The following is an 11,302-nucleotide window of genomic DNA, read 5'->3' as shown; positions in this document are numbered from 1 at the left end:
ATAATATTTTTACCTTTAATACACATATAATTTAATTTGCAGTGTGTTGGCAAGCGCTTTTTTAAAATTAGCAGCGATTTTTAAAACTGCAACTTTCTTAATAACTTTTTGTTTAAGCTAAGAAGAGTTGCAGAAATTGAATGGTAAGTTATTGTTGAAAGTGAAATTTTGAGCCGTTTAACTACTTTTCAAGACAAACACCCAGTAGCTTAAAATTTATCGTTTCAAAACTTAGCGAGTTTCGTGAAGTTTCATTATTCAGTTTTTGTAGATTAATTGAACAGTCCTGAACGGCTAGTCTTTGCGTGTATGATTATTGTACATCTTTGTATGGTAACTGAGGTCGATTTTGCTCTAATTCATTATTTTGCACACTTTACGTATAACTTTGCTGGCTAGAATGGGTAATTTGTACCATTGGCTAATAGCTAAAGTGCTGATAATTTTGATAGACTCTAGTCAACACTATATTTGAGTTCACTAATGAAGCTGATCAAAGTTGTCCATAAGGCACCGATGCGCGTTGCTCGGATCAGTAAACGCAGACAGCAAATGAGGTTGCGTAGGGCGATGATTGCGCTCAAATGCGCACTAGAGCAAGAGAAACAAGAAACTAAAGAGATGCTTGAAATCTACAAGCGATATACCTTGGGGCGAGCGCAGAAGTCTGAGCTCAAAACGGCGAATGCCCAGCTTGTGGATATTCTTAAAGGGCTTGGGCTTGGTGTGTTTGCGGTTTTACCTTTTGCCCCCATAACTATTCCGATCATCGTTAAGGTTGGTCAATTAGTGGGTGTAGATGTGTTGCCTAGCTCATTCAATTTGAAAAAAAAGCCGACAAAAACCAAGGAACAGTGAATTTTCTTTTTAGCCTTGGTAATCTAAGTACGAACATAATAAATTTGAGGCCTACATGAACAATCTACTCGTTCAATCTGCTATGGGTAAACCCATTTCAATCTTCTCCGCTGCAGAATTAGCGTCATGGCAAGCGCAGCAGTCAAACACGATACAGCTTTTCGTGAAAACCGCACAATTTCAATCACAAAAAACCATTCTTATTCCGAATGCTGAATCTGGGGAAGTAGAACGAGTTATTGTGATTTCAGAAGAAGATGACTTTTGGTTATTGGGCGATCTTGCAAAGCAGCTTCCAAAAGGCACTTATTTTATTGATACTGCTTCTGAGCAAGTTGAAAACCACGCGATTGCGTTTTTACTGGGTGCGTATCAATTCTCTGCGTATAAAGAATTACCGGCGGTTGAAGCAAAACTTGCTATCAAAGATATTAAGACATATTCCAAGGTAAAAGCGTCTGTGGAGTCTATTTATCTTGCACGAGACCTTGTAAACACACCTGCGGCCGATATGATGCCTCAGCACATGGCTGAAGTAATGGATGAACTTGCCGAGCAATATGGCGCATCATTTGAGCAAATCATTGGTGATGAGTTGTTAGAACAAAACTACCCAACGATCCACATGGTAGGCCGTGCGAGTGACAATGCTCCGCGTTTGCTTGATTTACGTTGGGGTGATGAAAACCACGCAAAACTTACTTTAGTTGGTAAAGGCGTATGTTTTGACTCTGGTGGTCTGGACTTAAAACCTGCGTCTGGAATGCGTAATATGAAAAAAGACATGGGTGGAGCGGCTCATGTTATTGCGCTGGCCAACATGATTATGGCGGCAAAACTGCCTGTTAGATTACGCGTACTTATTCCTGCGGTAGAAAATGCGGTGTCTCGCAATGCCTTTAGGCCAGGTGATGTGATCAAAACACGTAAAGGTATTACGGTTGAAATTGACAATACCGATGCCGAAGGACGCTTGGTTTTATGTGACGCATTGGCCGAAGCACAAACTGAAGCGCCAGAGTTATTGATAGATTTTGCGACCTTGACCGGTGCATGTCGCATTGCCCTTGGTACTGAACTTCCTGGTTTTTATTCTACAGATCAAGCTATTGCGTCTGAGCTAATGGAAATTGGTCTGGGTAAATCGGATCCTATCTGGCAATTGCCTTTGTTTGCTCAATATAAGGCACTGTTCAAGAGCGATATCGCCGATATTGCCAACTGTGGTTCGACGCCGTTTGGTGGCTCAATAACAGCTGCACTTTATCTAAAAGAATTTGTTGAGCCTGCCACGACACCTTGGCTACATTTTGATGTGATGGCTTGGAACGTAAGAGCGTTACCGGGAAGACCTGTTGGTGGTGAGGCATTGGGTCTTAGAACCGTGTTTAGTTATCTTGAGAAAAAGTTCAGCTAGTCGCAAAGTCTAAAATCTATAAAAAGCCCAGCTATGTCAGCTGGGCTTTTAGTTTGTCTAATAACCGAATTGGTATAATTAATTTTAGATTAGTTTTACTGCTTTTCAGGAATGTTCTCTAAGATCCCTTTCATTTGCTGCCAATATAGACCAACGCTTGAAATTTCTACTTTTTCCTCAGGAGAGTGTGGAAATTTGATCGTTGGACCAAAAGAAATCATATCCATGTTCGGGTAAGGCTTTTTGAACAAACCACATTCAAGACCTGCATGAATAACCATAATATGTGGTTTTTCACCGTAGATTGATTCATACATATCACGGAAAATAGCTAATACTTCTGAGCTTGGATCAGGCTTCCAGCCTGGGTAAGCACCACTAAATTCAATGTCAGCTTGCGTCAGCTCAGCCAGTGAGCGCAGCATACCCTCGACATCACTGCGACCAGAATCAATTAATGAACGGATCAGACATAGGACTTCTAGAGTGTTATCTGTAGTAGAAATTACGCCCATATTAAGTGAGGTTTCAACAACACCTGGAATATCGTCGCTCATGCGTACAACACCATTAGGGCAAGCGTTAAGAAGCGCTAAGACTTTGCTTTGGGAAGCTTGGCTCATTGGCAATGTGCTAGTTGTTGAAGTGCTGAGTGCAAACGTGATCCCAGTTTCTATGGCACATAATTCTTGCTTAATGATAGTTTCATAAGCTTCAATCAGCGCTTGGAACTCGCTTATTTGCGCTTCATCAAAACTAATGAGTGCGTATGCTTCGCGCGGAATTGCATTGCGTAGGGAGCCGCCTCTGATCTCGATAAGTCTTAGATCAAAGTCTGCGATATGGTGCTTTAGGAATCTTGCGAGCAATTTATTGGCGTTGGCACGGCCGGTGTGAATGTCGACGCCAGAGTGTCCGCCACGTAAGCCTTTTAGAGACAGCTCAAAGATTTGATGGTGTTTGGGTAACACTTCTCGCGCGAGTTGTAGAGTTAAGGATGCATCTACACCACCTGCGCAACCCATGTAGATCTCGCCTTCTTGCTCGGAATCGGTGTTGAGCAGGATTTCACCTTCTAACCAGCCAGATTGCAAACCAAACGCGCCGCTCATACCTGCTTCTTCATCAACGGTTAGTAACACCTCAAGTGGACCATGCTTAATATCGTCAGCGTCTAATACGGCTAAACATGATGCCATGCCGATACCATTGTCTGCACCTAGCGTAGTACCAGTTGCGGTTACCCAGCCATTATCAACATACGGCTTGATTGGATCGGTAACGAAGTTGTGTGCTGTATCGTCATTCTTTTGTGGCACCATATCAATGTGCGCTTGCAATACAACGGGCTTACGATTTTCCATACCACTTGTCGCAGGCTTTTTGATGAACACATTACCAGTTTCATCACGACGTACGTCTAAATTTTTGCTTTTAGCCCAGTCAACAATAAAGTTTGCTAGTGGTTCTTCGTGTTTTGACGGGTGGGGAATGGCACAAATTTGGTCAAAAAACTTCCAAATTACTTGTGGTTCTAATTGACTGATCTCGGTATGCGCTTTGAGCACAGTAGACTCCTTGGATGAGCGATAATAATATTGCAATATTACCACCCACCCAAGGGCAAAATCGAGCAATTAACTCTAAGTTTCAGTACTTAGGGAGAATAGCCTACTTATTGAGCTTTACTTGCAGCGACTGCTGGTGCTACTAATTCAAGGCCGGTTTTATTGCAATCTGGTAAACGCGCATCCGACTTTGCGATTGGAGTCGTTCTTTCTCCCCATTTCAAATAGCTGGCAGCCCAAGTTAAGCCCGCGCCAAATGCCGCAGACATAATATTAGCGTGTGGTTTAATCATGCCATTTTCTACAGCTTCACACAGTGCAATTGCAATTGTAGCAGCAGAGGTATTACCGTATTTGTCGATATTAACCATGACTTTATCATCTGCAATTTCTAGGCGATTTTGAATAGCTTGAATGATGCGAAGGTTAGCCTGATGAGGGATAAGTACATCTATGTCGTTTAGTGATAACTGTGCTTGGCTGAGTACGTCATCACATGCGTCACTCATACCTTTTACAGCACGCTTAAATATTTCACGTCCTTCAAAAGACAGAGCAGAAGGCCCAGTGCCGGCGCAGCGGTCCATATCAGTACCATAGTTTGGAATGTGCAATATACTTCTATCTGTGCTATCACAGCCAGTCTTAGTGCCTAAGAGCCCGGTTGGCTCGTCACTTGCTTCAAGCACGACTGCACCTGCACCATCGCCAAATAATACTGCGCTGTCACGCTTTGCCCAGTTTACATACCAAATCATACGTTCCGCAGCGACAACAACAGCTCTTTTAATCATACCTGCTTGGATCTGTGCAGTAGCATTTTGTAATGCATACAAAAAGCCCGAACACGCCGCATTCGTATCACACGCCGCAGCACCAACAGCACCAATATTTTTTTGTACTAAAGAAGCTGTATTCGCTACCATAGTTGACGGTGTACAGGTTGCGAGTAGAACAAGGTCAATATCTTTACCCTCAAGTCCTGCACATGCCAATGCGTGTTGACTTGCTACCGTTGCAAGTTCAGCAGTGCTAACATGGCTAACGCGTCTAGATCTGATACCTGTTCTCGTATTTATCCATTCATCATTGGTGTCAACAATAGTACTAATTTCATCATTACTGATGCTCGCTGGTGGAATACACTTTCCCCAGCCGGTGATTTTTGCATAAACCATAGTGTCTCTTAATCTAATCCGACCAGTTGGCCAATTTTTCATTTATACCAAATCCTTCACAGTATTGCCATAAAAGCGAAGCTATGGTGTGTATTGGTGCAATATAACTGACCTCGATCACACCTATTTTTGTTAGATTAGGTATAATCTTTTCATCTTAGCTCAGACCCGTTCATTTTCATGAAAATTGCTTTTTCTCCCAATTCTGCATTGGGCCAACTGTTGTTGTTACGGTCAGTGGCAATCGTTATCCAAATTGTGATGCTTGCCATAGCCGCTGTCGTATTTGGTAAACAATTTGATTTTGTTGCGGTGGTGGGAGTGGTGGCTGCGGAGTCGGCATTTCAGCTGTTAAGTATTTACGCCTATCGTAACACAAAAGAAGCAGCGCCCATTGGCATGACAATGCAATTGTTGGCGGACATTTTGTTTCTTACTATTTTATTAGATCTGACCGGCGGAGCGACCAATGCGTTCGTGTCTTTGTTGGTACTGCCAACCGTTATTGCAGCAGTAACGATCCCAACTATCAACATGTTGATGGTGTCGGCTGGGGCGATTGGCGCTTACCTTTATCTTTATATAAAAATGTCTCATGAACATGTTCATCATATGGACATGAGCACTCATTTGCTCGGTATGTTAGTTAACTTTACTTTCACTATCATAGTTGTTGTTACCGTGGTGAGCATATTGGTAAAGCAAAATCGAAAAAAAGAGCGGGCGATCGCCTTGCTAAGAGAGCAGCAGTTACAGCAAGAGCAATTAATCGCATTAGGCAGTGCGGCCGCACAAGCGACCCATCAACTCGCCACGCCAATCGCACACTTGGCTCTATTACACGAAGAGCTGGATGAGTCGTACCCAAAAGAGCCCTGTGTTCAAGAAATGTCAGAACCTCTTGGGAAATGTAAGGAGCAGCTTAATGTCTTTAGAGAATTCACTGAGTATTTAAAGTCAGCGTCTAAACAACTGATAACCATAAAGCATTTTGCTGAGCAGTTAAAAGAATTGACGAATTTACAATTTCCACAGCAGCATTTTCGATTCGATATCACTAATGTTCAAGGGGCGCTGTGCGATGATCCTATGTTGATGCCTTCGATTTTAAATCTTATTAGTAACGGTGTGCGAGCAAATGAGCAAGCAAAACAAACTGACATCGACGTGATATTTACCTCACAACTGACAGAACATGTGATCACCATACTTGATAGAGGGGAGGGGATCGCAAAAGAAAAGCTAGCGCAATTGGGCCATAATGTCGTGAGCAGCGAATCAGGACTTGGTATGGCGGTGCTGCTCAGTCATGCGACAATTGAACGGCTTGGTGGACACCTAATAATTGAAAGCGATGTGAGCTTTGGGACAAAATGTACGATTAAACTACCAAGGGTAAGTGATGAAGTTACTGCTTGTAGAAGATGATGTGCCTTATGCACAGACATTGATAAGGCGCTTGGAAAAACAAGCATTTAGTGTTGAACATGTTACTTCCATTGAAGATATGCAGGTGGCGTGTAAACAAGAGGTTTTCGGCTACATATTATTGGATATGAAACTTGGCGAGGCCAACTCAATAAACTTCATAACACAAATCAAGCAGCTCAATGCAAATGCTCGCATTGTATTATTAACGGGTTATGCCAGTATTGCGACTGCGGTTGAGGCGATAAAATTGGGCGCTGACGACTATTTAACTAAACCTGCAAGCACCAGCTTGATAGTACAAACGCTATTGGGAGAGAAAGGCCAAGAAATTGTTGAAGAAGTCATGTCTCCAGAACGACTAGAGTGGGAACATATTCAGCAAGTTTTAAAGGCAAATGAAGGTAATATCTCTGAAACCGCGCGGCAACTTAACATGCACAGAAGAACACTGCAGAGGAAATTACAAAAGAAACCTGTTTATAAGTAAGTTTTCACTTATACTCATTATTAAATAAAATGAAATATGCTGAGTTAGTCGATGATACTTTCATTTGAAGCATTAAACCTTTGGGCAATTATTCTCGCCGCTTTGTCTTCCTTTATGTTAGGTGGTATTTGGTATTCTCCCATGCTGTTTCAAAAAGCGTGGATGGAGGGGTGTGGATTGACAGAGCTTGACTTACAAGCGAGCGATCCGAAGATGACTTTTGGTGTTGCATTTCTGCTGTCTTTGCTATCCGCTGTGTTTATGGCGGTGATGCTTGATCTATCGCTCTCTTTGCTTGCGGCTACGGGAGTTGGACTTGGTGTAGGGATCTTTTTCGTCGCCTGTTCATTAGGAATAAGCTATATATTTGAGCAACGCCCGATGAAACTGTTTTTAGTCAATGGTGGCTATCACGTGTTACAGTTTACGCTCATTGCATTTATACTAAAGATCATGAGTTAATTCGGTATGGCAAAACCCAATAAAAAAGGCCCAGTTAGAACTGTTGATATTTATTGTTCTGGGTGTCGCCATCAGCTCTTTAAGTATCGTAAGGGGGGTAAGGGTAGCCTAGTTAAATGTTTCAAAGAACGGATCACCCAAGACTTTACGACCAACCAAATAAACTGCCCCAATTGTGAGCAAGAATTTGCCCGTGATACGCTAGTGAGAGGTGCGCCAGCACTGAAAATAATCGGTGGCAAGGTAACCTTCAAGTAACGATTACTTCAATTTTCATAGCTCACCTTCTGCTGTTATCAGACAAATGTCCTGTATTGAATTTTCCAATTTGTTACTATCTCGCCGTTTGGCTTTGCTGTTTCAATGAATGAAAATGACCCTTCCCATGGAGCTGGGCCAGCCTATTGGGTCTTGCAAAATGGAAAAAACATGATCGATTTAATGTTCGATATCATCGGTATGACAGGCACTTTTTTGGTCGTTGGTGCATTTTTTATGCTACAGCTGGAAAAGGCATCTCCCGATAGTTTAACGTACAACTTAATGAACTTAAGTGGTGCGATCCTGCTACTGATTAGTCTTTGTTATAACTTTAACCTCGCAAGCTTTGTGATTGAGCTATTTTGGATCGCTGCGTCGTTAATTGGCTTATTTAAATATTTCAAAGCGAAAAAGTTGGCATCAGCTTAAGGTGTAAAAGAAAAGCCTAATCAAAAACTTGCGTAGTGGCTAGGAGCAAGTATTATTAAGTTAATCATATGCTGCTACGTAGGTTAGAGCAATCTAACACTACGAGTGAAGTGTGGGAACATAGAGCTCGTATAATATGAAAAACTTAAGCGCTTTAATTAAAGCCACGCTATTCTTAATTCCTTTTGCGGTAGTCGCTGAATCAGACGCCGCGGACTCCGATCTGTACCAGCTTTCATTTGAAGAGTTGTTGAATGTAAATGTCTCTATCGCAACTAAAACCGACGAAACGAGAGCATCGGTCCCTTCTAGTATTACTGTTTTTAATTCAGAACAAATAAATAGCTTGGGTGTCGACAATGTCTATGATCTGATGAATTTTGTACCTGGCTTTCAGTCTACTCGAGGCGATTGGGTCGGGGCTGTGCCAAAAGAGCATACCCGGGGTGTGTATTTAGATACTGGACACGTATTAGTGATGATTGACGGACAACGGCTGAATGAGTCCTCATTCGGAAAAGCTTCTGTCTATACCCCTTATATTCCTATTGAGATTATTAATAAAGTTGAGTTTATCCGAGGCCCGGGCTCCGCGCTTTATGGTAGTAATGCCTTTCTTGGTGTGATGAATATTATTACCAAAAAACGTAGTAACCAGCTTTCTGTTGGCTATGGTGAACATGGCAATGCGCAAGCAGCATTGAATCTTTCAAGGCAAGTGTCGGACGAAACGCGGCTCTATGCCAATGTAGCATTTAATAAACGCTCAGGGGATAGCTATTTTGGAGGCGCTGTAAAAGACCCGTTAGAATCACTTTTTGTTGTATTTGGAGGTAGTCATCAAGCGTTAAAGTGGCAAGTAAGGTTTAACCGTACTCAACTTGATGAGTTTTTAAATCTTTCCCGTTATTCCCCTGAAAACGAGCATAAAAGCGAGAACTATGCGGCAACAATTGAGTATGTTTGGCGAGTTACTGAGCAACTTGAGTTAACGCATAAGTTGAGTTTTATTGAGCATAATATCGAAAGTGCTGGACTTATCGTTACAGCAGAAGAAGTTGGTATCACGCAAGGTGGCGACTTTTTAGTTGGCCCAGCTTGGCAATCTAGAGATTTAACTTATAACCTAGATGGTGGTTATAAACAAAATGACCGCTTACAATGGAACTTTGGCGTTGAGTTATCAAAGGAAGAGCAAAGTAAAGCGGGCGTTAGAACTTCATATTACGACCAAAGTGCCGGTGATATTATCATCTATAACCATACTTATTTAGGTGGCATTCAAACTATATCTGATTACGCTCCTTTTTATTCGCTGCGACAAGACTTTGATTCTTATGCAGGGTATGTTCAAGCAAAGTATCGATTTAGCGAAAAACTCAGCATGTTTACGGGGGTAAGATACGATGAGGTTAAAAACATAGATGATAAATTATCTCCTAGGCTTGCATTCGTTTATGACTTTGACGAAGTAAACACTTTGAAGTTGCAATATGGGGAGTCTTTTCGCACCCCAGTTAGTAATGAGCTTAACTCAAACGATGATGTAACATCGGGTAATTCAAACTTAACGTCAGAATATGTGAAAACTACGGAACTTGTCTGGCATTATCAAGATGAGTCAAAGCAGTTCGACGTGGTATTGTTTGATAACGAACTGGAAGATTTTATTAATTTAGTTCCTGTTAATAACGAGCAAGCTGAATTTACCTTCGATAATATCTTTGAAACGAGTATGCAGGGTTTAGAAATTAACAGTAATTTTAACTTGACTGACTCAACATGGATACAAGGCGCCTACACACAACTATTTGATGAACCATTAAACGGCAGTTTTAAAAAATTTGCGGCTTTGGCGTTTACGCACAAAGTGAACGATTTTGAAATTACGTTCAATGCAATATGGCGCGACAAAACTCAGGTCCCCGTTTTTGAGGGTGCAGACATTGAGCCTTTTTCCCAAGATAGTTATTATTTATTAGGTGCAACGTTTGCCTGGCAGTGGCAGGAGGACGCGGTGTTTCAGATAAAAGCAGAAAACTTAACCGATAAAAAATATGATGTTTTTGATCCAAGGATGACGGATGGAAGAGTGCCTCAGGAGGGAAGAAATTTACGCTTGCAGATTAAGAAGTCATTTTAAATAGTCCTCGTGTGAATAAAATAGAAAAGGATGTTGTGTGAGCGTAAATACTGGATTAATTAACCAGCTAAGTGCACAGATAAAAAAGCAGAGAATCGCTCAACGGCCTTTGCTAGTTGGCGTTAGTGGAGTTCAAGGCGTTGGTAAATCAACCTTAAGCAAACAGTTATCTGAGCGACTTCAGCAAGATGGCATATCGTGCGAGAGTGTATCGCTGGACGATTTCTACTTAGACCCCCAAGAGCGAGTTCAATTAGCAGAGCAATATCACCCCCTGTTTAAGCAAAGAGGCTTGCCCGGCACCCATGACCTCGTACTATTTGATACGATATTAACGCAATTTAGAGTTGGCAAAGCGTTCTGTCTTCCTGTTTTCGATAAATCCATAGACAAAAAATTACCGCGATCTCAGTGGCGACAAGTTGAAGCAGAACTGTCAGTGTTAATTCTTGAAGGTTGGTGTATTGGTATTGGTGCACAGCCAGAATCATTATTGACTCAACCGATCAATGCATATGAGCAGCAACAAGACGCAGGCGCCTTATTTCGCAAGACAGTGAATCAATTTTTAAAGCAATATTACCAACCGCGATTCGCGCAAATAGACTATCTTATTTATCTTAACGGAATGGATTTTGAACGGGTTTTCCGCTGGCGTCTGCAGCAAGAGCACCAGCTTATCAAAGCTCGAGGTCAGGGAATGGACGATGAGCAAGTTAAGCAATTTATTCAGCCATTTCATCGACTCTCTGAGTGGGGAATGCAATCCTTGGCTAATCTCGCAGATACCGAGATATGCTTAGGTGAGACAAGGGAAGTGGTTAGTGTAAAACACCGTTTCGTTGACTAGATTTTATACCAGTTGTATTAAGTAAATGATCTATCTTGAAGCGGGGAAATAGCTTTAGTAGCACCGCTCTCGCGTCCTGCTACCGCTAAGGTACCTATATCCATATAGGCAAGGCAAAAATTTTGCTATTTAGTTGTTCTAAATGAGAAATTTTTAACGAAGCTAATATGCTATTTCACCCTTCAAATTGATTAGAGAATTAATTCAATTGGTATTAT

Annotated in this window: 11 protein-coding genes; 9 read left to right on the top strand and 2 right to left on the bottom strand. The window is 41.8% G+C overall.

The window, feature by feature from the left end; genetic code table 11:
• Nucleotides 1-483: 483 nt before the first annotated feature.
• On the top strand, nt 484-858 hold the full coding sequence (locus tag L1D50_RS17125; RefSeq protein ID WP_128725807.1) for a hypothetical protein: 375 nt from the start codon (nt 484-486) through the stop codon (nt 856-858).
• Nucleotides 859-913: 55 nt separating this feature from the next.
• A complete protein-coding gene (locus L1D50_RS17120) occupies nt 914-2,275 on the top strand; it encodes a leucyl aminopeptidase family protein (protein WP_239966468.1) in 1,362 nt (453 codons plus the stop codon).
• 95 nt (nt 2,276-2,370) lie between these two features.
• Here the strand turns inward: L1D50_RS17120 and L1D50_RS17115 are convergent, their stop codons facing one another.
• Both L1D50_RS17115 and L1D50_RS17110 read right to left on the bottom strand, forming a co-directional pair.
• Nucleotides 2,371-3,843: an aminoacyl-histidine dipeptidase gene (locus tag L1D50_RS17115; protein WP_128725805.1), complete on the bottom strand. Its 1,473-nt coding sequence runs from the start codon at nt 3,841-3,843 to the stop codon at nt 2,371-2,373.
• Nucleotides 3,844-3,950: 107 nt separating this feature from the next.
• A complete protein-coding gene (locus L1D50_RS17110) occupies nt 3,951-5,021 on the bottom strand; it encodes a ketoacyl-ACP synthase III (RefSeq protein ID WP_128725814.1) in 1,071 nt (356 codons plus the stop codon).
• A 237-nt stretch (nt 5,022-5,258) separates the two neighbouring features.
• Between L1D50_RS17110 and L1D50_RS17105 the strand changes: the two genes are divergently transcribed.
• The 7 genes from L1D50_RS17105 to L1D50_RS17075 all read left to right on the top strand — a co-directional run bounded on the left by L1D50_RS17105 (nt 5,259) and on the right by L1D50_RS17075 (nt 11,084).
• Entirely contained in the window at nt 5,259-6,449 is a 1,191-nt protein-coding gene (locus tag L1D50_RS17105) for a HAMP domain-containing sensor histidine kinase (RefSeq protein WP_239966467.1), read from the top strand.
• Nucleotides 6,424-6,939 (top strand): response regulator, encoded by a 516-nt coding sequence (locus L1D50_RS17100; RefSeq protein WP_128725803.1) that lies wholly within the window; start codon nt 6,424-6,426, stop codon nt 6,937-6,939. Before L1D50_RS17105 ends, L1D50_RS17100 begins: the two co-directional genes overlap by 26 nt.
• 51 nt (nt 6,940-6,990) lie before the next feature.
• On the top strand, nt 6,991-7,401 hold the full coding sequence (locus L1D50_RS17095; RefSeq protein WP_128725802.1) for a DUF1761 domain-containing protein: 411 nt from the start codon (nt 6,991-6,993) through the stop codon (nt 7,399-7,401).
• A gap of 6 nt (nt 7,402-7,407) precedes the next feature.
• Nucleotides 7,408-7,659, top strand: coding sequence for a hypothetical protein (locus L1D50_RS17090; RefSeq protein WP_128725801.1), 252 nt, complete (start codon nt 7,408-7,410; stop codon nt 7,657-7,659).
• Between the two features lie 171 nt (nt 7,660-7,830).
• Nucleotides 7,831-8,091, top strand: a complete 261-nt coding sequence (locus L1D50_RS17085) for a hypothetical protein (RefSeq protein ID WP_128725800.1) — start codon at nt 7,831-7,833, stop codon at nt 8,089-8,091.
• Between the two features lie 136 nt (nt 8,092-8,227).
• The gene (locus L1D50_RS17080) at nt 8,228-10,234 is read left to right on the top strand and encodes a TonB-dependent receptor (protein WP_128725799.1); all 2,007 of its coding nucleotides are present in this window, start codon (nt 8,228-8,230) and stop codon (nt 10,232-10,234) included.
• A 37-nt stretch (nt 10,235-10,271) separates the two neighbouring features.
• Complete coding sequence (locus L1D50_RS17075) at nt 10,272-11,084, top strand: kinase (protein WP_239966466.1); 813 nt, start codon at nt 10,272-10,274, stop codon at nt 11,082-11,084.
• Nucleotides 11,085-11,302 lie beyond the last annotated feature (218 nt).

The organism is Pseudoalteromonas sp. Isolate6 (assembly GCF_022398435.1).
Taxonomy (GTDB): domain Bacteria; phylum Pseudomonadota; class Gammaproteobacteria; order Enterobacterales; family Alteromonadaceae; genus Pseudoalteromonas; species Pseudoalteromonas galatheae.
The sequence above is the reverse complement of the archived record's forward strand: the minus strand, read 5'-3'. Positions and strand labels throughout refer to the sequence as shown.

Coding starts and splice junctions, on each gene's coding strand:
- L1D50_RS17125 (WP_128725807.1), top strand. CDS start 484: ATGAAGCTGATCAAAGTTGTCCATAAGGCACCGATGCGCGTTGCTCGG.
- L1D50_RS17120 (WP_239966468.1), top strand. CDS start 914: ATGAACAATCTACTCGTTCAATCTGCTATGGGTAAACCCATTTCAATC.
- L1D50_RS17110 (WP_128725814.1), bottom strand. CDS start 5,021: ATGGTTTATGCAAAAATCACCGGCTGGGGAAAGTGTATTCCACCAGCG.
- L1D50_RS17100 (WP_128725803.1), top strand. CDS start 6,424: ATGAAGTTACTGCTTGTAGAAGATGATGTGCCTTATGCACAGACATTG.
- L1D50_RS17095 (WP_128725802.1), top strand. CDS start 6,991: ATGATACTTTCATTTGAAGCATTAAACCTTTGGGCAATTATTCTCGCC.
- L1D50_RS17090 (WP_128725801.1), top strand. CDS start 7,408: ATGGCAAAACCCAATAAAAAAGGCCCAGTTAGAACTGTTGATATTTAT.
- L1D50_RS17085 (WP_128725800.1), top strand. CDS start 7,831: ATGATCGATTTAATGTTCGATATCATCGGTATGACAGGCACTTTTTTG.
- L1D50_RS17080 (WP_128725799.1), top strand. CDS start 8,228: ATGAAAAACTTAAGCGCTTTAATTAAAGCCACGCTATTCTTAATTCCT.